This is a genomic window from Chryseobacterium oncorhynchi (assembly GCF_002899895.1).
Taxonomy (GTDB): domain Bacteria; phylum Bacteroidota; class Bacteroidia; order Flavobacteriales; family Weeksellaceae; genus Chryseobacterium; species Chryseobacterium oncorhynchi.
On sequence record NZ_PPEI02000005.1, the window covers coordinates 20405 to 46773 of the forward strand.

Annotated in this window: 23 protein-coding genes; 6 read left to right on the top strand and 17 right to left on the bottom strand. The window is 35.1% G+C overall.

Annotation, left to right across the window (positions count from 1 at the left end; genetic code table 11):
- Positions 1 to 64: 64 nt before the first annotated feature.
- The 13 genes from C1638_RS15890 to tssO all read right to left on the bottom strand — a co-directional run bounded on the left by C1638_RS15890 (position 65) and on the right by tssO (position 15742).
- On the bottom strand, positions 65 to 2560 hold the full coding sequence (locus C1638_RS15890; protein ID WP_109622578.1) for an ATP-dependent Clp protease ATP-binding subunit: 2496 nt from the start codon (positions 2558 to 2560) through the stop codon (positions 65 to 67).
- Positions 2561 to 2830: 270 nt separating this feature from the next.
- Positions 2831 to 3502: a hypothetical protein gene (locus tag C1638_RS15895; RefSeq protein WP_109622580.1), complete on the bottom strand. Its 672-nt coding sequence runs from the start codon at positions 3500 to 3502 to the stop codon at positions 2831 to 2833.
- A gap of 34 nt (positions 3503 to 3536) precedes the next feature.
- The gene (locus C1638_RS15900) at positions 3537 to 4109 is read right to left on the bottom strand and encodes a hypothetical protein (protein ID WP_123838387.1); all 573 of its coding nucleotides are present in this window, start codon (positions 4107 to 4109) and stop codon (positions 3537 to 3539) included.
- 85 nt (positions 4110 to 4194) lie between these two features.
- On the bottom strand, positions 4195 to 4527 hold the full coding sequence (locus tag C1638_RS15905; RefSeq protein ID WP_123838388.1) for a hypothetical protein: 333 nt from the start codon (positions 4525 to 4527) through the stop codon (positions 4195 to 4197).
- Between the two features lie 7 nt (positions 4528 to 4534).
- Complete coding sequence (locus C1638_RS15910; RefSeq protein ID WP_109622587.1) at positions 4535 to 6229, bottom strand: lipase family protein; 1695 nt, start codon at positions 6227 to 6229, stop codon at positions 4535 to 4537.
- A gap of 107 nt (positions 6230 to 6336) precedes the next feature.
- Positions 6337 to 7020: a hypothetical protein gene (locus C1638_RS15915; RefSeq protein ID WP_123838389.1), complete on the bottom strand. Its 684-nt coding sequence runs from the start codon at positions 7018 to 7020 to the stop codon at positions 6337 to 6339.
- Positions 7021 to 7022: 2 nt separating this feature from the next.
- Positions 7023 to 8363: a zinc metalloprotease gene (locus C1638_RS15920; RefSeq protein ID WP_109622591.1), complete on the bottom strand. Its 1341-nt coding sequence runs from the start codon at positions 8361 to 8363 to the stop codon at positions 7023 to 7025.
- 3 nt (positions 8364 to 8366) lie between these two features.
- Positions 8367 to 10298 carry a type VI secretion system Vgr family protein gene (locus C1638_RS15925; protein ID WP_109622593.1) on the bottom strand — a complete coding sequence of 644 codons (1932 nt, stop codon included), beginning with the start codon at positions 10296 to 10298 and terminating at the stop codon, positions 8367 to 8369.
- A 171-nt stretch (positions 10299 to 10469) separates the two neighbouring features.
- A complete protein-coding gene (gene tssD, locus C1638_RS15930) occupies positions 10470 to 10877 on the bottom strand; it encodes a type VI secretion system tube protein TssD (protein ID WP_076356671.1) in 408 nt (135 codons plus the stop codon).
- 380 nt (positions 10878 to 11257) lie between these two features.
- Complete coding sequence (gene tssR, locus C1638_RS15935; protein ID WP_109622595.1) at positions 11258 to 13663, bottom strand: type VI secretion system protein TssR domain-containing protein; 2406 nt, start codon at positions 13661 to 13663, stop codon at positions 11258 to 11260.
- Positions 13664 to 13709: 46 nt separating this feature from the next.
- Positions 13710 to 14621, bottom strand: coding sequence for a PKD domain-containing protein (locus C1638_RS15940; RefSeq protein WP_109622597.1), 912 nt, complete (start codon positions 14619 to 14621; stop codon positions 13710 to 13712).
- Between the two features lie 51 nt (positions 14622 to 14672).
- Positions 14673 to 15197, bottom strand: coding sequence for a type VI secretion system transmembrane protein TssO (locus tag C1638_RS15945; RefSeq protein ID WP_109622599.1), 525 nt, complete (start codon positions 15195 to 15197; stop codon positions 14673 to 14675).
- Positions 15198 to 15208: 11 nt separating this feature from the next.
- Positions 15209 to 15742: a type VI secretion system TssO gene (tssO, locus tag C1638_RS15950; protein WP_109622601.1), complete on the bottom strand. Its 534-nt coding sequence runs from the start codon at positions 15740 to 15742 to the stop codon at positions 15209 to 15211.
- Positions 15743 to 15922: 180 nt separating this feature from the next.
- Between tssO and C1638_RS15955 the strand changes: the two genes are divergently transcribed.
- From C1638_RS15955 to C1638_RS15980, 6 genes are all read left to right on the top strand, one after another.
- Entirely contained in the window at positions 15923 to 16594 is a 672-nt protein-coding gene (locus tag C1638_RS15955; RefSeq protein WP_106917161.1) for a response regulator transcription factor, read from the top strand.
- A 280-nt stretch (positions 16595 to 16874) separates the two neighbouring features.
- Positions 16875 to 17165, top strand: a complete 291-nt coding sequence (locus C1638_RS15960; RefSeq protein ID WP_002984212.1) for an HU family DNA-binding protein — start codon at positions 16875 to 16877, stop codon at positions 17163 to 17165.
- Between the two features lie 367 nt (positions 17166 to 17532).
- Positions 17533 to 19092: an Rne/Rng family ribonuclease gene (locus tag C1638_RS15965; protein WP_109622603.1), complete on the top strand. Its 1560-nt coding sequence runs from the start codon at positions 17533 to 17535 to the stop codon at positions 19090 to 19092.
- A gap of 119 nt (positions 19093 to 19211) precedes the next feature.
- A complete protein-coding gene (locus tag C1638_RS15970; protein WP_109622605.1) occupies positions 19212 to 20603 on the top strand; it encodes a T9SS type A sorting domain-containing protein in 1392 nt (463 codons plus the stop codon).
- A gap of 71 nt (positions 20604 to 20674) precedes the next feature.
- Positions 20675 to 21145, top strand: a complete 471-nt coding sequence (locus C1638_RS15975) for an OsmC family protein (protein ID WP_109622607.1) — start codon at positions 20675 to 20677, stop codon at positions 21143 to 21145.
- Between the two features lie 229 nt (positions 21146 to 21374).
- Entirely contained in the window at positions 21375 to 22022 is a 648-nt protein-coding gene (locus C1638_RS15980; protein WP_109623242.1) for a response regulator transcription factor, read from the top strand.
- Positions 22023 to 22300: 278 nt separating this feature from the next.
- Here the strand turns inward: C1638_RS15980 and C1638_RS15985 are convergent, their stop codons facing one another.
- From C1638_RS15985 to C1638_RS16000, 4 genes are read right to left on the bottom strand one after another with little or no spacing between them, the layout of a single operon-like run.
- Positions 22301 to 23812: a carboxypeptidase-like regulatory domain-containing protein gene (locus C1638_RS15985; protein WP_109622610.1), complete on the bottom strand. Its 1512-nt coding sequence runs from the start codon at positions 23810 to 23812 to the stop codon at positions 22301 to 22303.
- A gap of 11 nt (positions 23813 to 23823) precedes the next feature.
- On the bottom strand, positions 23824 to 25185 hold the full coding sequence (locus C1638_RS15990; RefSeq protein ID WP_109622612.1) for a CsgG/HfaB family protein: 1362 nt from the start codon (positions 25183 to 25185) through the stop codon (positions 23824 to 23826).
- A gap of 27 nt (positions 25186 to 25212) precedes the next feature.
- A complete protein-coding gene (locus C1638_RS15995; RefSeq protein WP_109622614.1) occupies positions 25213 to 25623 on the bottom strand; it encodes a curli production assembly/transport component CsgF in 411 nt (136 codons plus the stop codon).
- Between the two features lie 11 nt (positions 25624 to 25634).
- On the bottom strand, positions 25635 to 26366 hold the full coding sequence (locus C1638_RS16000) for a CsgE family curli-type amyloid fiber assembly protein (protein WP_109622616.1): 732 nt from the start codon (positions 26364 to 26366) through the stop codon (positions 25635 to 25637).
- Between the last annotated feature and the right edge of the window lie 3 nt (positions 26367 to 26369).

A 26369-nucleotide genomic window follows, 5' to 3' on the forward strand; every position in this document is an offset into this window, starting at 1 on the left:
ATTAATAGCAAAAAAGTAAAAAGGCTAAGAGCAAATGTGCTAGTCAGCCTTTTCATTTTATAATTTAGTCTACTTTCCAGCTTAGCTTTTCTTCTTCATTATTCCAATCTACATAAATGGTCTGTCCGGATTTCACTTCTTCTCTTACAATCATTTTAGAAATAGGTCTTGCCAATTGTGCACGAATCACTCCGGAGATTTGTCTGGCTCCATATTTACTGCTAAATCCGCCCAATGCAAGGTTTCTTACGGCATCATCAGTGATCTTTAAGGCAATTCCTAATCTTGTTAATGAAGTATGAAGTGATTTCAGCTGGATATTGAAAATTCTTTCTGCAATAGATTCTGTGATGGGTGCAAAAGGAATAATCTCTGTGATTCTGGCTAGAAATTCAGGTCTGAATTTTCCTGAATTAGACATGATCTGCATCAGCGAGGATGATTCCGGAATTTTTCCTTCTTCAAACTGTTTTACGATTTCCTCGCTTCCGATATTGGAAGTGAATAAAATCAAAGCATTGCTGAAATCTCCCTCTTTTCCAAGTTTATCATGTACTTTTCCTTCGTCCATAATTTGAAGAAATACATCAAAAACGGAATGGTGAGCTTTTTCAATTTCATCAAATAAAACAACCGTATAAGGCTGTTGTCTGATCTTATTAACCAGCATACCTCCTTCTTCATAACCTACATATCCCGGAGGCGCTCCGTATAATAATGCCGCTGAATGTTCTTCTTTAAATTCCGACATATCGAAACGAACCATTGCCTTTTCATCGTTGAATAATAATTCTGCCATTGATTTTGCAAGTTCTGTCTTTCCTGTTCCGGTAGGTCCTAAAAGGAAGAATGAGCCAATTGGCTGGCCTGGTTTATTTAATCCGCTTCGGTTTTCAACAATGGCATCAGAAAGGATTTTCAATGCATGATCCTGTCCTACTACTCTATTTAATAGTAGAGATTCCATATTCAGGAGTTTTTCTTTTTCCTGAGCCTGAATCTTTCCAATTGGAATATTGGTTTTAGCAGCCATTACAGCAGCCAGCTCCAGACGGTCTACTTTTTCTCTTTTTTGGGCAGCATGTTGTAACAGTTCAGTATAGGTATCTTCAATAATCTTCTGAATCTGATCTACAGGCATTGAGTTATCAATTGCAGGCTGCTCACTTAGTGATCCCCATAAAATAGGGCTTATTTTGTCTCTCAATAAATTGTATGTCCAGATCAGTTCGTCTGCTTTATCTTTATTATCGAGAAATTCTTCTTGTAAAATAGCATCGTAACTTTCTTTCCAACTTCCAAGTTCTTTCTCGGAAAGTTCATCCAGCATTTTGATGGCGGCCATTGTTCTGTCCAGCAAGTCAATTGCTGCATCTGGTAATTTTTTACCTTTTGCATATCTTTTTGCTAAACGTACACATTCCGGAATGGATGTTTTTTCCACTTCGATACCGTGGTGCTTTTTGTACCCATCAAGAAGCACGTCAATCATTTTCACACAGGTCTGTTCATCCGGCTCATTAACGGTTAATACCTCAAAACGACGGTTAAATGCCTGTTCCGGCTCAATAATCTTTCTGTATTCCTCCTGAGTAGTGGCTCCAATTACGGTGATTTCCCCTCTTGCCAATTCCGGCTTTAATAAATTGGCTACGTTTCCAATGCTTCCCTTTGGATCTAAAAGTGTATGAATTTCATCAATGAAAAGAATTGCTTTTTCAATTTTCTTGCATTCGTTGATTACTTTTTTCAGACGATCTTCTATTTCTCCTTTATAAGAAGTTCCTGCCAGTAGTGCTCCGGTGTCCAGTTCTAAAAGGGTACCATTTTTAAGCATTTCCGGAACATTTCCTTTTGTGATTTCAATGGCAAAGCCTTCAACCAATGCTGTTTTTCCAACGCCCGGCTCTCCAATGATGATTACGTTTGGTTTGCTTCTACGGCAAAGGATTTCAACCAGCATTCTGAGTTCTTTATCTCTACCGATAATATTTTCCAGACTTCCATTTCTTGCCTGTGCTGTTCTGTCTACACAATAGCTTTTAATGGATGGAAATGATGAATCTGTAAAGTCTGATCCATTTGAAAATAATGATGCAAAATCACCGTTTTCTGAAACTGCAAACGGGGTATCTTTTCTGTACAGATTAAAAATATCATGTTCTCTTAAAGGAAGAGACTTTAGTTGTTGCAATGAAAATACAACCTGAGGTTTTACAATGGCTGTAAGAATACAGATAGGCGTAACCTCATCCAATCCTAGTTTTAATCGGATATCATCTGCTTCTTCTATAAGAGTATCTACCGCATCATCCTGAGCTACTTCGTCGGGAAGATGATTTGTTTTAGGGTATTCTTCAATACGAACATCGGCCCATTCGTAGAAATAGCCGGGATCTTTATCTATGTTCTTTAAAAACTCATTAAGACCAATATCTTTATGCATTAAGGCCTGCAAAATATGCGGACCTCCGTAGGTGGCATTATAATTTTCCTTCGCTATCGACTGAGCAATATGAAATAGCTGTTTTACTGTTTCGTTGGTTACTAGTACTCCCATTTATAATTTTTCTTATATTAATATATTTGCGTTCTGTTTATGATCTTATTCAGGTTATTTGATGTTTTGGAACCTCTACTTTTTCATCATTGGTGATCTATGAATCAAAAGGTGTTCTCTTTGTTTTGCTAAAATTAAATATTTTATTCTAAATGTTATAAAGATAGTTAATTCTTCAATTAGAGAAGTAATAACCGTATTTTTTTATCTAAATCATCTGTTTCCAGACAAAAATAAAATCCTAATTAATACCGCTAAGGCATTATATTCTTATATATTTAAAAAGTATATTAAGACCAAACTCAGCCATTGAAGCCCAATGTAGATATAAAATATCATGGCTGAAGGTTCTGCCAGTTCATGTAGTTTTTCAATCAGGGTGGTTTTTATAATGCCATAGAAGTTGGTATTTTCATCGCCTAGATTCAGCTCATCAAACTTTACTTTTTTCAAGGCATAGCCAAGGATCCGCTTAAGTATTTTGTTTTCTGAACCATTTTTGAATTCGTTCAAAAGTTTAACCTTAGCCAGGGCATAATCTGCACTTGTACGGACTACTATTGGCTGATTTGTTTTAAATTTATCAAGAATTTTATCTATGACCGGAATTAAAATTGTCTTTGAATGATCTTGTAACAGTCTACTGATAATCCTCGACATTGCATATTTTGTAGCAAAAATGGCAGTACAAAATGGTGCGATAATCATTAATACATAGAAAAGACCTGCTGATACCGGTTTAGCCATTACTGTTGCTACCAAAAACGCAAGGGCACCGCTATGTCCTAAAGATGAGCCCAAACTGTTAGCCAAAAGATAAATTCCTAATGTAAAGGTGATGACCGTAGAGAGAATTCCTATTGCATAGATTTTTAATATGCTAAAGATAAATACAGCAGATAATTTTGAGAAATATTTTAAATGAGTCGTTATATTATTCATTGGCAATCATGGTTGTCTAGTTCAGTTAACTTGGTTATTTTTTTTCGTTTTCTTTATATAAAGCCAGGCATTTCTCCTCATAATCAAAACAGAGGGCATCGCCAAATGTTTCCAGATAAGTAACTGGAAAAGTCATTTTTGTTTTAATGGTTGGCATTTTTTGTAGTTTTCCGTGGGATACTCTATAAAAGTTTCCAATATACTCATTGGTGATAAGGTTTACCCTTGACTCTCCTTTTGCTTCGTCTCCATAATCGAAACTTAAGATATCATCAATTCTTCTCATTTGCACCAACCGCATTTTCTTTGCCTTGGTATCGTATTCAAAAACACATCTAAAACCTGACCTGTCGAAATCATTCCAAAATTCAAATCCTTTTTTTGTAGGTTCCAATGTATTTCCGAAATTCAATTTCTGAATGACACCGCTTTGTATCTTTTTAAATTTTTGGGTAGATAAGAAGCAAATAAGGGTACGGCTATCACTATCAATACGAATAGTATCTTTTATGGAGTCTCCGTCAAGATCCTTGATGATTTCCCGGGTTGTTTGCCCAAAGGCTAAAACTGATAGCCCCATTAAGAGCAAAAGACTTACTTTCTTCATTACTTTACTGTTATTTAATACCTTTTACATTCATGATTTACTATGAATATGCTTTCATTTTAATCTTTCTCAAAGTCATGAGACCTTATTGGGCAAAAGGATCATCTATTAAACCACTAATTCCTACATACCAGTAAAAAATATAGTATAAGATATACAACAAAACCAGTGCGATGATGATGATTAAGATTTTTAAAAAGGTATTTTTAGCAATTTTACTATAGAGAAAATGGCTCCCTGTTATCACTAAGGAAACAGGAATTGAAAATATAATTCCAAATCTCAATATAATATTTGAAACAGACTTTAAGTTAAATTGTACTTCTGGAATATCAATAAACAAGAAAAGAACTATTACAATATTAACGAATAAAAAAAGAATTAAAAATTCAATAAAAAATGATTTTAATAATCTCATTGTTGTACTATTTTTTTTTGTAACCTGGGTTTTTACCAGAGCTGAACGCATTCTTTAACCCCTCCTCTACCTGTGGCCAGAACTGAGTATGGCTTAAACTGTGTGAAGCCATAGCCAAATATGGAACCGTCCCCGGTCTTTTCATCATATCTGAAATTTCCCGCTCATCTTTTTCTGTCACCAAATCGGCATTGTATTGTTTCACAAGATCAATATAAACCTCCAGATTTTTTCTTAATATTTTAATCTGGGCATCTATTTGACCTGTAAAGTACATTTCTGCTCCATGTAGGGCATAAGTTACATATTTTACTTTATTCGGTTTTACAAACTGGCTTAGCAACCTCATCAATACTTCCTGAAGATTATTATTTTGAACCGCTTTTGAAGTACTTGATATAAACCTCTTGGATACCAATTTTTTATTTCTGGTATGATAAGGATCGCTGGTTGTAATATTGACATCTAAGATGGGAAGTCCTTTTGTTTGATGTACCGGTGTCCAGGAGGTAACTTCAATACTATCTGTAATACCAGCTTCAGCGGCAAAAACCTTAGCTAAAAAGTTGAGTATATAACTATCGGTAACGCCTGTTTTTATACTGAAAAGATTGTTAATAGCGCCGATTCCTGATGCAAGGTCCAGATCTGCAAAAAATTCCGGTCTTCCATAGCCTCCGGTACGGTTTCGGCTATTTCTATTAAAAGTAGCATGGCTTGTAAAGGTCCAGTGTTGGAAGATCTTCAATACATTGATAAACTGATCCATTTCCTTTGTCAGGTTGGGTTTACTTGGCTTTATATTTTCAAGGTAATTGATGAACTCTACGGTAAGTTGGTTTATACCTGCTAATCCTGTGGCTGTTTCTCTCCAAAGTTGTGGTCCCTCGGTATCATCATTGATCCATACATTCAATAAATGTTTAAACGCAGAGGTATCTACCGATTTTAGGGTATCCAATCCTGTCTGGAAGCTTTTCATTTGAAAGTTTCTCAGAAAAATTTCCAGATTTACTAAGCTGAAATCTGCAATAAGCTGCTGGGTAAGGTCATATTCATTATGTACATTAATGATCTTACATTCTTTATGCAGTTTACTATGATTAAGCTGGTGTTTTTTCTTGAAAAAAGGAGTAGATAAATAGGTAATGCTCTTTACTTTCCAAGGCTTAGGATATTTTGCATCCGTTGCTATAAGCTCTGTAAACTGATTGATAACATTTCCACCATGAGAATGTCCAATTAAATGGATATGAACTTCCTGATTTTTCCAGAATTTATATACTCTCAAAAACAAATTCAACAGCCTTTCTGCAGCAAGATTTCTTTCTTTCGTATCGTTATCTCCTGACCAGCTGAAAAAGTCTCCTTCAATATGGAGATCTAAAAACTGTGGTTTTATATCTTTTATCTTGTTCCAGAAATTATTCTGGCTGCTTCTCCAATAATTCGTATTGGCCTGATGTTTCAGACCTGCCGTATTCACAGGGTCTGTAGTTCCGGCTACAAACATTACCACATCAATGATTCTTTTTTCAGACTTGGGTGGACTTTTAGGACCGCCATATTTTATACCATTTGCTTCTCCGGTTTCGGTTACAGACTCTCCGGCGCTGGTAATGATGTTTTCCTTGGAATACATGCTGTGTCCCTCCTGAGATATTTTGGTATATGTTCCTTTTACGATTCTCGTCCTACTCATAGCTGAATGATATTTTGATTGTTCGTAACTGCTGTTTTATCTTTACATCCTATGATAAAAAAGAATACTCCTAAAATAATGTTTTTATCTGTACAATAAGTTCAAATCTAACGTGCAAGCGGATTCAATGTATATTCTGTTACACTTAGCTCAGCGCCTGTATTGCCATTAAGAATTGCTTTTTTAAATAAATAAGATTCTCCGTCACCAGCCATTTTTCCGGTATTCCAGTTGAGTTCCCAGACATAGGCATTGTATTTTTTGGATTGGGATCTTGAGATTTCTCCATTTTTAGTAAAATCTACCTTTTTATCTTTACCATATTTCAAAACCTTATTCAGATCAAATGCATAATTTTCATCTTTATCTTCGGTCTTTACAATAGCTCCATTCTGGTAATACTCCCATTTTCCGATCTCTAAATTGTTCCCGAAATAATGTTTAACAGACTGTAATGTACCTGTATTGTCAAAGGTATAGATATCTCTGATTCTATTATGGGTAATAACTTCTTCCACATAGTTTTGTACAAGACTTTTTGTATAGGTTTCTTCTACATAGCCATCCTTAATAATGTGATACTGCTTCACATAAGTATCCTTATCCTTGGCATATCCTTCATAGGAGGGGTCTTTCTTTATATTAGCTTCATACTTTGCAATATCAAATTTTGTCATTTGTAAATTGGTGTTTACTGATGGAGTTATATTTTGGTTGGAAACAGATTTCTCTTTATTGCTTTCACTACAATTAAAGAATGACAGCAAAATCCATATAAAAATTATTTTCATAATTAAATCATTTTTTTTAATATATCCCATTGCCATTTATACGTTTGCTTTGCTATAATTGCTGTAGACTGAGAATAGTAATCCATAATATTATCTGTATGGAACTTTTCGAATGTCAAAGGTCCATCATTATCAAATGTATGGTATAATCCAATAGCATGAAGCAGCTCATGCGTAGCGGTTGTTTTTACGGATTCAAAAGGAACTCCTGCCGTTGTAGCTGTGTCTTGTAAATTAAGGACAAACACTGTTTTTGAGGGAATATCTTGAGCCTGTCCCAAAAGATAGCCGCCGCTCGCCAAATGTATCACCTCGGAGATAAAGTAAACTCTGTAGAAATCATCATATCTGTTCCCTACCACACTTCCGTCTGAAAACTTAGCACCTCTTAATTTAGTATCAAGATATTGATGGATTCCGCTATTACTTCTCAGCTTTGGAATAAAGTTAGCATCACTGGAAAGGTTGATATTAATGCTCTTGACATCAACATTGATGTAAGCCTGTTTCATATAGTTCTTCAATCTTTCTGCCTCACCGGTTGTACTTCCTGTTCCGGATGATGAAATCACTTTAATAAACAATACCTTACCCTGTTTTTGATGCGCTGAATCATTGGCCAGGATCTTTATTTTACCACAAACGGTATCATCTGCCCAAACTTCAATAATCTGATCTCTACTGAATGATTTCAAACAAGTGATTTCAAGAAAATTATCCAGTGTATATTTTCCTTTTTTTATAGTGATCTGATCTTTATTAAATTTAAAGTAATCATTTTTATCATCTTTTCCTTTAAGATGTACAATGGTAAGTTTTTTAGGTTCTTCCTCAATTTCGATTTTTAATGATAACTTTTGGGTATCTCCTTTATAAATTGTCATATAAGGAACAGGATACAAATAGGGCTGCTTATTCACCTTGGGTTTCCAGAAGATGGTCATATTACTAAACTTATTTAAAAGTTTGCTATATTCTGCAGCTTCTTTCACAAAGGCTCCACCATAGTATATCTGTTGTAATGCATTGGTGGAAGAATTTCTATATTTTCCCACAATATTTCTATACCATGTATCTCCTTTTGTTCCTGTATCTCCTGCTCTTAGCCAATCAAAGCCAAATTCCCCACTCCAATTGGCGTGAGGTCTAAACATAACGATACATTTTGCCTTAATTTCTCCTGCAGGAGGATTTTTAGGGTCTCCATAGCTTACCCCGTCTTTCTCGCCAGTTTCTGTGATGGCTGCTCCTGCATTGGTGATAATATTTGCATTAGAGTACATGCTATGGCCTTCATGAGAAATCTTGGTATAGGTACCCTTTACAATTCTCGTTCTGCTCATTGCTTAATGTGATTTGGATTTTTCTCCGCTATTATTTTGTACTTCTTCCTGTGCGTGTTTATGAACAAACTTACTGGATTGTATATTCATATCTTTTTCGCTGACTTCGTTTCGCTCTTTCTTTGTTTCGCTGTGGACATCTCCATCAATCATCTCTGTCAGTTTTCCGGTAATAAACATACTTGCGTCTCCAACTACGGAAGTCATTTTCATTGCGCCTACACTTTCCGTATTGTTCATTCCGATGCTGTTGGATTTATTCATTCCCACTGTTGTCGTCATATTTTCACCTACATTGATGTTCATATTCTTACAGTTCAGGGTCATTGTTTCCGGTGCTGTGATATTGATATTACTACCTGTAGTATCCAAATGAATTTCATTACCGCTTTTATCGGTGATGATGATGCTTTCATCTTCTGTAAAAACAACTCTGTGTCCGCTTCTGGTCTGAATAGATTTTACACGGTTGTCTGCACCACCGCCTAATCCAATTCCACCATGAAACATTCCTCCCATTACAAATGGTCTGTCAGGATGGCTATGAACAAAATTAACCATTACCTGATCTCCTACTTCAGGAATGGCTACATATCCTCGGTTTTGAGTAATCTGGTCGGTTCCTCCTGCATCCGGAGTCATTACACGTACAAAGTGGGTAACATCATTCATCTGCCAGTCGAATCTTACCTGAACTCTACCTTGCCCTTCTGGATCTGCATTGGCAATTACCGTTGCAATTTGTGGTTGTGCAATAGGGAGTGTAAATTCTGGTTTTGGTAAGAATCCCGTATCTGCTGCAATGGACTCAAAGCTGCCTTTATAATGTCCGATGGTATCAATTTCATGAACAACGTCAGTCACCATAATCTTAGTAAAATAAGTGGTTTCATTGCTGTCTGGCTTTCTCATATGAATATCCACTACACATCCGGGATGCAAAAACGGAACAGTTGTAGAACCGGAAACTGAAAATACGCTTACAGCTTCACTTCCTGAAGTACTTTTTTGTGAGTTTTCTACATCCAAATGAGTGGACGCCTTAATAGGTGCCACCTGAAGTGCGGGAGTTTTGTATATTTTTTCGTTATGGCTGTAAGCAGTCTTGGCAAGATCTCCCAAATGATTAACCGGAGTTTCTCCTGAGGTTAGCTTTTCATTTTTACTGCTGTTATAACCATAGTATTGTGGTTTAGTATGAACGGCCTTTAATTCTACCCTGATGTCATCGGCATTACTTCCATAGGTAAGTTTTATAGGCTTATTCTGAGGCGGAAGTTTTCCAAAGTGTAATACTTCTCCATCATAATAGAATTGTTCGCCATAAGCCTCTGCCATTCTTGCAAGATAGTTATAGTGTGTTTCGTTGTACTGGCTGCTGTAGATAATCTGAGAATAATCGTTGGTGTCTACCCTGATATCAAAACGTCCTTTGTCTATTCCCTGCTTAATGACCTCTTCAGCAATAATTCCCATATTAACAGGTTGTGATCCTCCAAAGCTTTGAATATGGGGTGCCCCATCCAATAAGATTGTTGGACTGTAGCCGGAAAGAACAATATTTCCTAAACTCATCTTCTCCTGACTGAATCCTACACTGGTAATGATTCCCACAAAATTTCTTTCAGGACTTTGTTCAATATCTTTATAGGAAATAACCACTGTGAGACGTTTCCCTAAGAATTTATTAGCTTCTTCAAGGGTATGGCTCTGTCTGTCTCCCAATGCATCATGGGCAAGGGTAAGACTGAACTCGTGGTGATTACCTGCTTTTTGCTTAAGTGTGAAATGTTTATAATACTTAATAATTTTCCCCTCCACAACCAGTGAAAGTTTTACCAGCCTATTGATTCCTGCCTGGTGGTTTTCAGAAACTCCGTCTGCATTTTGTGATGGACGGAATGAAGAACCTCTTGTCTGTGATTCGGTTTTCATATGCTTTGTGTTTGGTTTAGTTTAAAGATAGCATTTTTTTATGAAATAGTCACCATATCAATATGATATGAAAATAAAACAACCAATATAAAGTTCATCCTAGGCAAAAAAAGACCGCCTTTAATAGGGACAGTCTTTTTTTTCGTATGAATGTTGATAATGTGTATAATTTTAGCTAGTTGGCCAAAGTCCTGCATACTCAGAAGTACCATAACCAATTGTTTCTGCACTGATTACAAAGCTGATCAACATACTATTGCTGTCAATTGCATCAAAATCAACCTGGTGTTGGATTACATATCCGTTTTGCCAGTTCAAAGTGATCAATGTACCTTCTTCGTGAGACTTGTTGAAAACAATTTCTCCTACTGTAGGTTTATATTTTCCGTTCAATAAACTTTCCAGAATATCAGATTTTTCAGTAGCTTCTACTGTAACCTTGATTAATGCATTGGAAGGGTCTGATGCTACACGTCCAGATACATCTGTAGATCTAGCTACGCTGTAGTTCATCTTTAATAATTTCTGACCTTCTCCGTTGTTAAATTTTAAGATTCCTCTCGAATTTCTTTCTGCCATGATTTGTAAATTTTAATCGTTAGTAATATCTTGTGATTCAGTGATTATGTAGCAAATATAGAGGGACTTTGACTCTTAAAAAAACTTTTCAGTATAAATCTGAAAAATTGTAGTAGTTCTACTACTTTTTGTAGTAATTCTACGACATTGGATTTACAAACACCATGATAACTACCATCATTAAAGCGATTTAAACATTTTTATATTTTAAAGACAAAACATCTTTTTTACACCCAAAAGAGAAATAAACAGCTTTCAGATTCTATTTTCAGATCAAAATAATTAATGTAATAATCGATTGTTCAAATAACATTGAGCTCATCGCATAAAAAAAGCAGAAGTACAATTACTCCTGCTTTTTATATTATAAGAACTAACAATTAATGTTTAGTATATTCCGGTGCTTCTGTTGGAAGTCTTGACGGTGTAAAATACTCGTTAAGCCAATAGAATGTCTGTCCGTTTTGCTGGATTTTCACAGCTGGATTATTTCTATGATTAAGCATTCTTTCTGCTAGGTCCTTGTAGTGACGGAAATACGTTCTTACTGTTTCATTAGGAACAATTTTTGATTTTTTCCATCCTTTAAGTTTATACTTAGCCATCAATTCTTCTTCAGAAAGATCAAATCCTGTACTCATTCCAATCGCATAGGACATTGGTAATTCATAAAGGTCTCCTTTATCCAGGAATTTGATGGTAGGGTTGTACTTCTTTAATAGTTTTACATATTCTCTGATTGCTGCTGCCTGATTGAAATCTGCTTTTTCAGCACCTGTATTTTTGTATACTTCTGTGTAGAAAGCTTTCAGATTGTCATACTCACCTTCAGAAATAAGAATTCCTTTTTCTATTCCCGGTGTATATTCTTTCAATTCTTTCGGAATATATCCTTTTACCAAGAACGGATTTCCATAGTTGATCAGCTGTGCTGCAATTCCTGCGGAAACCGGATTGGTAAGCCCTGGATACAGATATTTATATTTCAAGTCAACATCAGTTTTACCTGCTCCTACAGAAGAGTGGAAATACTCATTAAGTGATTTATCAATACTCTGATTGTCTACTGTAACCTGTGCAATAAGACTATCTACAGATTTTTTCAGGAATCCGGGTGTAGCAACATCTCCTTTTTTAGGGAAGATAACAAATCCCTGAGACATACTCTGTTTAGGATAAGCCAATGAGAAAAATCCTGCATCTCCTTCTACTAAGCTGAAATTATTCTTGGTAAGAACATCTGACTGATTGATGATCTTTTGTTTTTTAAGCTCAGCGATATTTTTAGCAGTAGCAGTAACTACATTTTCTGCCATTAATACAAAATCATTGTAGGTATCGGAAGATCTCGCACTTGTCTGGAACATGATCAGTCTTGCCTGTGCCTGTGTAAGGGAACCGATCACGCTGTACATATTTCCACTTTGGTTAGCAGACGTTCCTACAGTAACTACAATATTGGTTTCATCCGGAACATTGGAAAGAAGATTTCCGGCTGCAGAAAGCGCCTCTCCTACCGGCTGGTAGCCACTATTACTGGCACAGTTCATCTCATTGGTCTTTTGATCAATAAATGTTGTGATTTTACTGTAGTCAGTACTTAGGTTAGATACTGAAAGGTTGTTTCCACAAGTGTTATTTTTATATAAAACCACTCCATATTTAACATTATTGAAATAAGATGGCTTTTCAAATCTAAGCTGTAGATCTTGTAGCAATGATTTTACAATAGGAGCATAAGGCGCATTTCCTGCACTTACATCCAATGCAAAAACAATATTGATATTTTTATCTCTATCTGTGATCTCTCTATAACGGTCAAAATAGATAGGCTCTCCTAGAACGTTGAACACGTAATTTTTACTGTAATCAAGGATATTGGTAAAATACTTCGTTTTGGAATTAGGAGTAGGAGCTTCATTTAAAGGTAAAGTCACAGGGAAAATATTTTCCAGTGGTTTTCTTTTATTGACATCAGTAAGCAGAATTGCTGTTTTATTTTCAGCATCAGATGCTGATCCCCCAGGGTATCCTTCATGTATTCCCAATTCAGATTCGTTAATTCCTGTTGTATTCTTCAGTTTTACAGCAGAACGTTCTCCCCATGTAGAAATCACGTTGGAACTTACCCATCCGTAAAGGCTTTTACCAATACTGTCTATATCAACAGAAGGCTTTTTACCTACCAGGAATCTCTTATTATTTTCTGCCTGCTTGTAAACATACACCATTTGTCCGTTAGGAATTTTAACGTTGGCTGTTTCAATAAGGCTTGGTGAGTTGAACACCATAATAGAGTCGTTTTTGTAATACCTTTCAGCACTTTTAATCACTTCGCTGTTGTTAGGTACTACTGCTACTCTTACAGGGTAACCTGTTTTTTCGCTTTTTAGAGAATGGTTCCATAGAAGAAGATCAGATTCGGGAATCCAACCGTATGTTTTTACGGATTTTGACGAAACTTTCTTCATTAAGGCATCCGGAACATATTCTGCAACCTTTACCATTCCGTCTCTATGTTTTAAAACCATTAAAGGCTCCAGAAATTTAACTTCCTTGTATGATTTTTCATCATCTTTATCCAAATAAGCAGTGTTTCTTGATCTGTCTGAAACAACGATCCATGGAACTGACTTTTTAGGATAGCCATTGACTACCGGTGAATTATCTACCTGACCATACTGTGATGGTTCCGGTGTTTTCTTTGACGGAAGCTTTACCTGGCAACTCGTCAATAATACTGATAATCCTATGTAATATGCTGCTAGAGGAAATTTATTTTTCATCCTATTTTATCTTTTATGATTGGCGCATCCAGAAGACTGGACGGTATTATTTGCTTTGGTTTATATCTACTTTTGTTACACAGTTTTGTGTATCATCAAAATTCACTTTTACAGTTTGGATCACCATGTTTTTATCAAACTGAAGACCTGCACAATACATGTAAAAGTTGTTTACTTTGTTGTCATTTACCTTTACCACTGTATTTTCATTGTTACACAGATAAGTTTTCAACAGGTAATTGTAATGCATGTTGAAACTGTTTCCGTTGGCAATCTGCTGTAGGTGGTATTTAAAGTCATTATCAATTTTCGCATAAGAATCTTCTACAGATATTTCCTCTTCTTCAAGAGGGTTATAAATAGGTTTAATCTTGATACGGTGGTAAATAGGCTCCTGGCTTTCTTCTGTGTACAAAGTAACCACATAATCTCCCGCTTTTTTATAGGAATAAATAGCTAGTTTCTCTTTAGAATCTGTATTACCCGTTTCTCCAAACTTCCATGCAAACTGTGTAGCATCAGAAACAGCACGGAACTGTACATTTTCATTCAGCATAGCTTCTACCGGTGCCTCAATGATTGTTTTTGATTTTACGCTGTCTTTGGATTGCTTCACGCTTCTTGCCGATACCATTACCGGGAAAGATTTAGTGTACTTGTTGTCAACGATCAAACTTACCTGGTAATACCCCGGTTTATTATAAAAGTGGATTCCACTATTTTTATCAGAAGTTGTACCGTCTCCAAAATTCCATCTCTTGGATTTTGCAAACTGGGTTTTATCTTCAAATAAAAGTGTATCCCCTACCGACAATGCAGATGGATAAACTACCCCAACAATATCATCAGCAGAGTGGATTACCTTTTTCTGCAGCCAAAGTGCAACAAGGGCTGCAATGAGCAATGTTGCAATAACACCGATAATAATGTTCTTTTTGTTCTTTTGAAAATAATTCATAGTTAATAATTGTGATATGTTTTATTTATAGTTCCTATATTCATTACTGAATTACTGCGTACGTGCCTTTAGAGCACTTTTACGCTGATAAATCTTATCCTGCTTATCTTTGAAGCCAATTCTGCATTCTTCCACCTGCTTTTCAAATCTCTTGATATCATCTGAAGTAGTTGAAATTATTTTTTTGTCTTCAAAATACATTTTATAGAATTTAGCAATCTGTGGATAGGCGTCTTTTCGGGTGTCAACAATATCATAGCTTTTAAAGTAATTGTTAAGATCATTAACCCCTACAAAGATATTGTTTTCCACAAAAGGCTGTGGCGCTTCATCTGTAAGCTTGGTAATCATGGTATAAGTACTGTCCATGATTGGCAGAACAACTTTCTGATGTTGATCAAATTCTGCTTTTTGTTCAAGATTGTGAATACCTCTTACGTCTTCATCAGAAAATGGAGATTCAAATCCTTTTAAAAAGATAACTCCCAAAAATAACATGGCAGTTACAAGCATCAGTATTAAATAAAAAAACTGATAATGCCTTTCTTTCTTAGATAATGTAATGTGTCCTTGCATATCCTTTATTTTTATTTTCTTTTACCTCCTGTAAAATTTCTTGTATAGTCTTTTCTAAGCTCATTATTAGCCCTTCCTACTTTCCCCATACACTCTTCCAGATCTCTTAAAACAGTTTTCTTTTTATATTCTACTCCTATAATCTTAGTTTTCAAATTGATCATAGGTTCAATCTGTTTCATTAAAACAGCATAGTGTTTGAAGTTCCCCGTACTGTCTTTCCCCATAATATTTTTAGCATCTCTCACGTTATCCATGATATTGGTTCTGAGAAATACGTCATTCTGCACCTTGTTCATATCAAGCTGAGTCATACGGTCATAAATATTATCTACATGAGTTTTCAGTAAGTCACTGCGGCGCATCAGTTCCATATAATTTTCTGCTTCCCTGCTGATCCCTTCTCGTTGTATATCGTAGCTTTTAAAAAAGAGGTACAGACAACCAAAGGATACCACAGACAATACAGCAAAAGAAAGAATAAACTTCCAAATGCCCGTTCTGACGTCAGATTTGTTCAATTTTTTTTCCCTGTTCGAAGACATATATTTGCGATTTGTTTGGCCTGTGAAAATATAAAAAAAAAATTTTATGCACAATACGTATTTTCCCCACGCTGTTTTCGTGAAATCCCTGATTAAACTAATATTAATTTCCACTTTAATAAGTTTTTCATAAATTAGGCCTCTGAATTTTAAATATCATTCGCCAAATCGATATTAAGAATGAGTAAAATATTATCTAATACCGTGCGTTTCTCAATAGCAGACAGTGATTTTTATTTTAAAAAAATAATGATCAAAACCCTTATGGAGAATCCTTTCTACATGCTTCTGAATGACTGTAACAATGGTCACGAGCTTGTGAACAGAATCTACAGAAGACAGGAAGATGTTTTCGTTATTGAGCTATTTATGCCAGTATTGAGTGGAATTGAAGCCATTAAGTACATTAGAAAAAATAACGCAGAAACTCCTATTGTCACCTATTCGGGGACTTATCAGGAAGACATGGCTGAAATTCTTTCGAAAATTCCCAATATATACTATTGCCAGAAGAAAAGTAATACCATTAAGGATATAATTAAGGGAAGTATAGCTTCTGACGAGTTCGATTACGCAGCCTATTCCAAGGAATGGGAGCAACAACCGTTAGCTGTACAGGAATACATGGACAGGCAGAAAAAGGGGCAAGAAGAACTATCATCATCGGAAATACAGCTGATGAGATTTTGCTATGAAGGGTTCAGTAATAAAGAAATTGCAGAAAAACTGAATCTGAGTACAAGAACCATTGATACCTACATCAATCGGCTTACAGAAAAGCTGGGATTGAAAACAAAACTTCACCTTATTCGATTCTGTGTAGAAAATGGATATTATAATTCTAGTATGTAAAAAGATTTTAAATTTTATTTTTGAATTTTTCATTGGTAAGAAGTACGGAATACCCTTGTAGTAAGTGGTTTGCTAACTTTTTTTCAGGATTATTCCTTTAAATTTTAACATTGATATACATTCATATTATTTTATTATTAAATTATCTCCAATTCACGTTAACATAGTGTATACATTGAAAACTGAACGATCTGGAGAAAAATATTTTGCCACTAATTTGCTAGTATTCAATTTTTTTAACTAAATTTGCACACCTAAAATTTAAAATTAAAATAAGGAAATGACAAAGGCAGAATTGGTAAACACCATCTCAAATAAGTTGGGAACAGAAAAGAATGAGACACAGAAAGTTGTAGAAGCTTTTATGCAGGAGATCAGAACTTCTATGTATAATGGGGATAACGTTTATCTGAGAGGTTTTGGTTCTTTTATCATTAAAACAAGAGCTGCTAAAACAGGAAGAAATATTTCTAAGAACACTGCAATTGAGATTCCTGCTCATAACATTCCTGCTTTCAAACCTTCAAAATCATTTGTAGAGAAAGTAAAAACGAAAGTTGCAGTAAAATAAGAACATTAACTGAATATTAACTAGTTACTAAAAAATTAAAATTATGCCAAGCGGAAAGAAAAGAAAAAGACACAAGGTTGCAACACACAAAAGAAAGAAAAGAAGAAGAGCAAACAGACATAAGAAAAAATAATCTCTTCTTATCGAGATTCAAAATATAATAATATAGTTGGTGATTTTAAGTTTTTAAAGTTCACCGACTATATTTTTGTTTGCAACTATAAGATTCCGCGGAAAATGGACGGTTTCAAATATTATTTTAATAAAAATATAATGGTTTTCATTCAAAATCCTTATATTTAATAGATGAATTAATCATGAACACCCCCAATTCCCTAAAATCTTAACAATTTTATCTTATAACAAAATGAAGAAAGAACTAATAGTTTCGCATGAAGATGATCTTACAAAGATTGCACTGCTGGAAGACGGAAGACTATGTGAACTTCATGAGCAAGAGGACAAAAGCGATTTTATAGTTGGAGATCTGTTTATAGGAAAAGTAAAAAAGCTGGCACCCAACCTGAATGCAGCATTCGTAAATATTGGATATGACAAGGATGCATTTCTACATTATCAGGATCTAGGACCACAGTATCTTACCTACAGAAAGTTTTTAAGAGATACTATTTCTAAAAAACAAAGCACTTCAAGCTTAAAGAATTTCGAGATACAACCCGAAATAGACAAAAACGGAACGGTAGAAAAAGTAATAGCAAAGGATGATATCGTCCTGCTACAAATCACTAAGGAGCCTATTTCTACAAAAGGACCCAGAATTTCTACCCAAATTTCACTTACAGGCCGTTTTTTGGTTTTAATTCCATTCGACAATAAGGTTTCCATTTCCAAGAAAATCAGAAGTTCTGAGGAAAAGGAAAGATTGAGAACTCTTATAGACAGTATCAAACCTGAAGGTTTTGGAGTTATCATTAGAACTGTAGCCGAAGGAAAAAAGGTTGCTGACCTACATAATGATATGAATCAGCTGATTCAAAAATGGGAAAGCACTTTTAAAAATATCCAGAGAAATAAAGTTCCGTCCAAAGTTTTAAGCGAAGAAGACAAAGCTTCAGCTATTTTAAGGGACAATTTTAATCAGGATTTTGTGAATATCATTTGCGATGATGAGCAGATGGTACATGAAATGACCAATTACGTTGAAGTAATTGCTCCTGAAAAGAAAAATATTGTCCAGTTTTATGATTCCCATATTCCACTCCTGGAATATTACAATGTTGAAAAACAGCTTAAACAGAGCTTCGGAAAGCACGTAAACATTCCAAGTTCTAAAGGCGCTTATCTTGTTATTGAACACACAGAAGCACTTCATGTTGTTGATGTCAACTCCGGAAATAACATTACCACCGGAACTGCTGTTAATAAAGAACACGCCTTAAAGGTGAATAAAATGGCAGCCACTGAGATTGCCAGACAGCTTCGCCTCCGTGATATGGGAGGCATCATTGTGATTGACTTCATCGACATGATCAATTCCGATCACAGAAGAGATCTTTATGAACATCTAAAAGAGGAAATGAAGCGTGACAAAGCACGTCACAAAATTCTTCCTCCAAGTAAATTCGGTCTGATCCAGATTACCAGACAAAGAAACCGTCCGGAAAAACAGATCGAAACCAAAGAAGAAAACCCGAACAAAGATGGAGAAATTGTAGCTCCAATTGTTATCGTGGAAAGAATGGGTGAAACCTTAAGAAATATTTTGCAGAAAGAAAAAGGAAAAATTTATCTGCATGTACACCCATTTGTAGAAGCCTATTTGACAAAAGGCATCAAAAGTATCCAAATGAAATGGTTTATCAAATACAAAAAATGGGTAACCATCGTTCCAAGAGATTCTTTCAAATATCTGGAATACAAAATCTACAATGCTAAAAAAGAAGAATTAATAGAATTCTCTAATTAAGACAAAATTCAAACCTCTAGTTTTACTGGAGGTTTTTTTATTATATTTGCAAAAAAGTGCTGAGAAAAATTAAAATTATCCACAGCTTTTTTTAAAACACATTTTAAAAACTCAAACAAGTGAAAAAAATTTTATTACTGGCTATTCTGGTGATCCAGAATATTTCTGCTCAGATTATTTCTAAAGATCCAACTTTTGCTACCAATGGGATAGCTACAATGCCCGGAAACCTTACCTGGTCAATGGCTCAAAATTCTAACAATCAAATTTATTTTACACATAATGAGAATATTGGCAATGGAATCAATGTCACTGAATCTTATGTATCAAAACTTACAGCCAACGGAACTTTAGATCAAACTTTCGGAAACAACGGAAAAGTTCAATTACCTAATAATAGTTACCTGAATGAAGCTAAAATACAATCAGATGGAAAATTAGTTGTTTTCGGTTTTACGAATACAGAAGCTGCTGCAATATCAAGAATACTTTCTAATGGGCAATTAGACAACTCTTTTGGGACAAATGGTACTGTGGTTATACCTTCTCTTGTTACTGATCAAAACTACGCTTCCTATGGAATTATTTTACAGAATGACAAAATACTGGTTCATGCTATCAAATATGCAGAAAACAATCAGAGTCAGCATATAATTCTCAGACTTACTACCAATGGAAGTTTGGATAATACTTTCGGAAACAATGGTTATGTAACCACACAAGGAAGTCCTGCAGGCAGAACATTTGTACGCATGGACAATCAATCTAATATTATCTGTTTCAGTAGTAACAGCGGTTTTATTCAAAAATTTAATTCAAATGGGCAACCAATAACAACTTTTGGAAACAATGGCATAGTATCATTATTAGATGCTAACGGATATGGATACGGCAGTACTAGCGCTGTATTTGTAGATAGTAATAATAAAATACTATTCTCCCTGAGCTCAGAGGATAAACTTTTAAGAATAAACCCAGATGGAAACCTTGATAATACATTTAACTATAATGTAAATACAAATTCCGGATTAAATGGAGGTGCATGGATTCAAAGTATTGCCGAAAAAGAAGGATCTTACTATCTCGGAGGAGCAGGCAATTCAACTAATTTAATTTCAAAACTCACTCAAAATGGTTCAGTAGATCCTATTTTTAACGATTATTTACAAACAGATTCTGATGTGGAGGAAATCTTTATTAATAATGACAATATCATTATAAGAGGAAACGGACACATTGTAAAGTATCTGTTTACAAACGCTACTTTATCAACAACTGATATTACAAAGATTAATAATGATATTTCTTTTGAAAACCCAATTAAGCAAACCTTAGTTTATCAATCAAAAGAAAAAGTAAGCAAAATTGAAATCTATGCTCTTGACGGAAAGATTTTAAAAACTCTAAAAGACAATACCATTTCTATTTCTGACTTACCTAAAGGCGTTTATATGGCTAAAGTCACCTTTGAAAAAGGAAATAGCACAACCAAAAAACTTATCAAGAACTAATAAACTTGATATTTGATTTTTTTTTTTAAGTATTTGCTAATTTTAGCAGATACTTTTTTATTTTAATTAATATGAACAAAGAACACTATTACAAAACTACCATTCAGTGGACAGGAAATAAAGGAACCGGAACCAGCAGCTACAAAGATTACGAAAGAAGTCATATTATTTCTGTGGAGCATAAAATTAGCATTGAAGGATCGTCTGACCCATCATTCCGAGGAGATCAGACAAAGTATAATCCTGAAGAAATGTTTCTTTCTTCACTTTCCTCATGTCATATGCTTTGGTACCTCCATTTCTGCTCTGAAGCAGGTATTATTGTCACAGATTATATAGATGAAGCTACCGGAATCATGGCAGAAACATCTAATGGAAGCGGCCACTTTACAGAAGTTACTTTACACCCAAAAGTTACGGTATCGGAAAGATCAATGATAGAAAAAGCAGAACAGTTGCATCATAAAGCTAATGAATTTTGTTTTATCGCCAACTCAGTTAATTTTCCGGTAAAACATATCCCTATCGTGTTAGTTAAATAATTTAATTAACAAAAACAACAGCATCTAAACACCGATCAAATAAGCAATATTAATACAATAACTCTAAATTACCACATTACAAATCAACAAAAAGAGAATTATATTAATGAATAATCAACAAAAATAACACTTTACTATCAATATATGTATTAAAAAATGAAAATATATGTCGATTTTGTTTAAAATATGAAGTTTTTTTTATATTTTTATATAAACAAAACTAACCATGATGAAACCAAGACTAACCATTTTTGACGAGCCAATGTTGTATACTGAAGGCCTGTCGAAATTGCTGACCCAAAGCAAAATTTTCAACGCAATAGATATCTGTAATTCATTAGAAATTCTTTCAAAGCATTTAAAAGATGAACCTCCTGAAATTCTTGTGATGAGTTCAAACATGCTAATGCTTACAGAACTTTACAAATCTGTAGAAAATATAACCTCCGAAAATCATAACATTAAAATAATTATCATTGGAAATTGCTATGATGTAATTGATATTCGTAAACTTTTCAACAAAGGCATAAAAAGTTATCTTGATAAAAACTGCAAATATGATGAGTTTTTAAAGTCCATTAATGCCTTACTTCTCAACGAAATTTACATCTGTGATCATGCCAAAGAAAGAATGATCAGCTTTATCAGCAATGAACATGAAAAAAGAAGTATTCACATAAGAGATCCCCTCACCCGTCGTGAGATGGAAATTCTTAAACTTATCTGTGACGGCTTCAGCAGTAAAGATATCTCTGAAAAACTATTTATAAGCATCAATACGGTAGAAACACATCGAAAAAAAATTCTTTTGAAACTCAACGTAAAAAACACTGTAGGAGTCGTGAAATATGCTATTGAGAACCATATTATCGACTAATTGAAAACCACCAAATAATTAACCTAAAAATTCCAGATCTCGCGGTCTGGAATTTTTTTGCCTATTTCCCAAATTCCATTAATAAAAAGTCAGGCAAAACTGATTATTAATTCTTACAGATATGATAGATAATAAAGAATAAGATCTCGGATGGTAATAAGAAATATACCTTTAAAACTTTAATCATGAATTATATTTTACATCCCGAAATCTTATCCTTTTTACCTTATATTTCGCAGTACAAACCACGAATTAATGTCTTGTTTTAGCCAATGTCATTACTCATAATCCGGCATCTCACCATTACTGAAAAGTGCAGAACGTGTAAGATCTGTCATACTACTGCTCAGGTTGACTACCATTACATTTCTTTGTGAAATATTATCGTTGGAAGTATTCATAAAGATCACCTGTGCATTATTTGGCGAGAATCTTGGATCAAGATCATTTGTTCCCATTACTTTTTCGCTTTCCGCAGAAATATCATAAAGGGCATCCGTGCTTAGATTATAGATGAAAATATGAGAATCCAGCTGGCGGTAATTTCCACTTGCATCCTGATATCCTGATATATCTTTGGTAAACAGGAGAAGCTGTCCGTCTACAGAGAAATTAAGCCCTCCACTGGCTCCCAATGACCCGGACAATACTGTTTTAAGAACATTTCCTGTGGTATCTATAACGTACACCTTAGTATTATAGCCATTGTAATCATTGGTTTTCAGAGCAATTTTACTTCCATCATAACTCCAGTCACATTCGGAGATCAAACTTCCGTCAGGCGTGGTATATACCAATGTAAGGCCACTACCGTCTTTATTGATCCTATACAGTTTATTAAAGTTTGAATAAATAATTTCTTTACCGTTGGTACTCCAAGCAAAATCCATCTCAAAATTATTGAATCCGGCGACCGGAACGGTTGTTACTTTAAAAGGATTGGAACCGTCAGGATTGGCTGTGTAAATATGCGTGCTTCCTCCTTCTGTTCGAAGAAATGCTATAAGACCGGCATTGTTATTTTTCCTTGGTCTCCAGCTGTTGTAGGATGAATCTGTAAACTGAAAATGATTGCCTGCATCATCGCTGGAAATGATCACAAAATTACCATTTTGTTTTTGTACATAATGATACCTGTTTGCAGGAACCGTATTGGTGGTAAATTTACCGATCAAGCTTAAAACTGGCTGGTGAATGTCGTCCGAAACAGACACCTGCCAGAAGTAACTTACACCAAACTTCAAATTTGAAAGCGTATAATGATTAGCTTTCAAATCATTAACCTGAATCACATTAGTGTCAAGATTATTTTTAATTGTCAAACTGTACTTTAAAACATCTGCTGTATCGGGATCTGTTGCGCTCCAAGTCAGCTCAACGCTTAACGGTTGATTTACTGCATTATCTATCGGACTTAGCAGTTGCGGTGTTGTGGGCGGAGAATTCAGAGATTCATCATCATCCATCTCAAATACCACGGTCACCGTCTGATTTTGATTCTGCATATTAACAGACTGAAAGCTTGTGATATATCCTGAAAGTTCTGCTTTTACGGAGTAATTCCCTACCGGCATAGCTGCGATTTCAAAAGAACCGTCGGTACCACTGAAAACCGTCTGTGTGGTAGGGTTTGTAAAGATTTTTACATTGGCAAGTGGCGTATTACTGCCTCTTTTCACTACTTTTCCTTTTAATATTCCTGTTTGAGCCTGTTCTACAAGGTCTTCACTACATGAAAACAGACAAAAGGCAAGGATGAATATGCTGAGTATTTTTATTAAAGTTTTCATAATTGGTGTTTTTATTTGTTTCCTAAGTAAAAATTGATTCCCAGAGCAAAGCGTAAGGCCTGATCTTTTCTTTTTCCGTTCACAAGACCTTCCCAATCATCCTTGAAGCCAAGGTCATATTGTGCGGAAGCTCTCAGAGAAACATTAGGACTAAACATATATTCAAGTCCTCCTCCAAACTGTCCTTTGTACTGAGGTTTGTATTGAGAATATAAGGCTCCTGCCCCACCATAAATGTATGGACTGAATTTATACTTAGGAAAAAGCAGGTATTCCAGATTTACTTCTGGACCGAAGTAGTTTCTTTTTACAATATTTTCATTTTCCAATGTAAAATAATTGCCACTAATTTCTATATTGAAATTGGGATTAAGAAAGTATTTAACCCCGGCTTTTCCTCCTATATTCATCTTAGGATTTACATAGTCATCTTTTACTTTCTGTGCTTCTACATTGGCAAATACGGATACTTTCTGTCTGTAATTATCCGGGAATCTATTTCCAATGACTCTTCCATCATTATGCTCTTGTTCTTTCTTATATTCATTAATCAGAGCTTGATAACTTCTGTCTTCAATGGCTTTTCCCCATATCTTATCCTGAATCCCTTCTATAATAAGAGATTTCACGGCTTTTTCAATAGCTTCAGTTACGGCAAGCTGAACGGGTTCATTTTGGGTAAATCCCACTTCACCCTCTAAGAGTCTTTCCGTATCTACATATCGGAAAACGCTACCGTTTACGCTGGTTGAAAGAATGGTTTTGGAAGTATAAACAGTTTTAAGGATTTCTCCATTGAGTGTGGAGACAGCACGGAGGTAAATAGTAATTCTATCCTGACGGTATTGTGTGGAAGCACCGATTCCGAAGTATCTGGCCCCTAGGCCTCCTGTCAAAATATTACTATCATAGGAAATAACTCCACCTTCCAGAAGAATTCCGGCATATAGAAGTGGTGGAAGTGCCTGGCTGCTTTTATCTGCATCCTTTATGTATTCCTGACGTGTGGATCTGATGATCTGTCTTTCATTGAGTAGATTTGCGATATTTTCCCTTTCAATAGGGATAAACCATCGGCTGTCTTCTAGTGCCTTTATGAGTATGGTAGTAGTTCCTTGTGGCACTGCGGTACTCCAGTTGTTTCCGTTTTCTGACGGCTTATACTGGCCTGTCTGATCTCTGAATTTGTAGACTCCTATTACTACTTTTTCTTTTGGTAAAGGAAGATTCTTTAATTCTTCTGTAGAAGAAGTCACCTCTCCCATCGTTGGCTTTTCGGGATCTGAAGGTAAGCCAAAGATAGAACTACAAGCCTGCATAATACATAGCAGAAAACTACAGAAAAAAATTCTGGTGTAAATGTAAGTTCTCATGGTAAGTTTGGTTTTTAAGTTTATTTTTTATTTTGGAATTACGATCTCGGACTGATCGCCTGTACTGGTATCCAAAATATTGATCAAAAGTCCCTGATTCGTGTTGGTAATCTGTAAATAAAGTGATCCGAAGAGGTAGTTACCTGGTTTTATACTTCCTTCTCCGAACTGATCTTCAAACAGTTTTCTTGAAAGTTCACTTAGAATCTGCCTGTTGAGACTTTGAGTAAAACTGTCAAGAGAATTTACACGATCAAGTAATTTACTATAATCGGTTTTTTCATCAAATGGGTTTTGTGCGTTTGCAGAGCTTAATAGCCACTGGTAATTAAAAGTATCTCCTCCGAATGCAGGATTTACGGGTTTATAAACGAGCTGTTGAGATTTTCCGTAGAAAATACCCGCAATAAAGATTAAAATAATGATTAATGTTTTCATGGCGGACGTTTTTAGTAGATAAATTCATTTTTAATAAGGTTTTTCTTTGCGTTAAATTCTTTGATATATTTTAAACTGAATGTCAGTTGTTCCTTTAGATAATCTTCTCCCGGATTGCTCATGAAACTGTAGATAACTTTATCATCAATCTGGATATTGATTTGACCGCTTGTTCCACGGAGGGGAAGTTCAGAAATGGTAACGGCGCTGCTGCTTTTTTCCGGAAGCTGGCTGTACTGCATGTAAAACATATCATAAAAGTCTTTTCCAACCTTGGTTTTGGTTTCATCAATGGTAAGACCTTTCAACTCATAAACCACATCATCTTCTATCTTGGCTATTTTCTTTTTAAAAAGATCACTGTTGAGTTCCAGACTATCCTTAGCCACTAACGTTCGGGTTTCTTCATCTCTGATATACAGAAAAGCTTTCAGAGCATCTTTAGAATCAAGGTTTACACTAAACTCAGATAAAACCTTTACCTCATTGGGATTTACAGAAAATTTACCACTTTGCTGATTGTTGGAAAGATTTCCTCCGTTTCCTTTTTTTATGGATATCAAAAGGTAGTTCAGTTCTTTGTAGACAGCAGTATTATTCATTACAACCGCTTTGAGCTTAATCTGATTTTCCAGAACACTGCTCTGGATTTTAGCGGTTACTTTTTTATCCTCCTGTCCATAAGCCAATACAGACAGGACGATAAAAAAAGTGCTCAGACTCAGGGAATATAAAAGTTTCATCAC

Coding starts and splice junctions, on each gene's coding strand:
- C1638_RS15995 (WP_109622614.1), bottom strand. CDS start 25,623: ATGAAAACATTAATCATTATTTTAATCTTTATTGCGGGTATTTTCTAC.
- C1638_RS15945 (WP_109622599.1), bottom strand. CDS start 15,197: ATGCAAGGACACATTACATTATCTAAGAAAGAAAGGCATTATCAGTTT.
- tssR (WP_109622595.1), bottom strand. CDS start 13,663: ATGAAAAATAAATTTCCTCTAGCAGCATATTACATAGGATTATCAGTA.
- C1638_RS15915 (WP_123838389.1), bottom strand. CDS start 7,020: ATGAAAATAATTTTTATATGGATTTTGCTGTCATTCTTTAATTGTAGT.
- C1638_RS15960 (WP_002984212.1), top strand. CDS start 16,875: ATGACAAAGGCAGAATTGGTAAACACCATCTCAAATAAGTTGGGAACA.
- C1638_RS15955 (WP_106917161.1), top strand. CDS start 15,923: ATGAGTAAAATATTATCTAATACCGTGCGTTTCTCAATAGCAGACAGT.
- C1638_RS16000 (WP_109622616.1), bottom strand. CDS start 26,366: ATGAAACTTTTATATTCCCTGAGTCTGAGCACTTTTTTTATCGTCCTG.
- C1638_RS15940 (WP_109622597.1), bottom strand. CDS start 14,621: ATGAATTATTTTCAAAAGAACAAAAAGAACATTATTATCGGTGTTATT.
- C1638_RS15910 (WP_109622587.1), bottom strand. CDS start 6,229: ATGAGTAGGACGAGAATCGTAAAAGGAACATATACCAAAATATCTCAG.
- C1638_RS15895 (WP_109622580.1), bottom strand. CDS start 3,502: ATGAATAATATAACGACTCATTTAAAATATTTCTCAAAATTATCTGCT.
- C1638_RS15905 (WP_123838388.1), bottom strand. CDS start 4,527: ATGAGATTATTAAAATCATTTTTTATTGAATTTTTAATTCTTTTTTTA.
- tssO (WP_109622601.1), bottom strand. CDS start 15,742: ATGTCTTCGAACAGGGAAAAAAAATTGAACAAATCTGACGTCAGAACG.
- tssD (WP_076356671.1), bottom strand. CDS start 10,877: ATGGCAGAAAGAAATTCGAGAGGAATCTTAAAATTTAACAACGGAGAA.
- C1638_RS15900 (WP_123838387.1), bottom strand. CDS start 4,109: ATGAAGAAAGTAAGTCTTTTGCTCTTAATGGGGCTATCAGTTTTAGCC.
- C1638_RS15965 (WP_109622603.1), top strand. CDS start 17,533: ATGAAGAAAGAACTAATAGTTTCGCATGAAGATGATCTTACAAAGATT.
- C1638_RS15890 (WP_109622578.1), bottom strand. CDS start 2,560: ATGGGAGTACTAGTAACCAACGAAACAGTAAAACAGCTATTTCATATT.
- C1638_RS15990 (WP_109622612.1), bottom strand. CDS start 25,185: ATGAGAACTTACATTTACACCAGAATTTTTTTCTGTAGTTTTCTGCTA.
- C1638_RS15920 (WP_109622591.1), bottom strand. CDS start 8,363: ATGAGCAGAACGAGAATTGTAAAGGGTACCTATACCAAGATTTCTCAT.
- C1638_RS15925 (WP_109622593.1), bottom strand. CDS start 10,298: ATGAAAACCGAATCACAGACAAGAGGTTCTTCATTCCGTCCATCACAA.
- C1638_RS15975 (WP_109622607.1), top strand. CDS start 20,675: ATGAACAAAGAACACTATTACAAAACTACCATTCAGTGGACAGGAAAT.
- C1638_RS15980 (WP_109623242.1), top strand. CDS start 21,375: ATGAAACCAAGACTAACCATTTTTGACGAGCCAATGTTGTATACTGAA.
- C1638_RS15985 (WP_109622610.1), bottom strand. CDS start 23,812: ATGAAAACTTTAATAAAAATACTCAGCATATTCATCCTTGCCTTTTGT.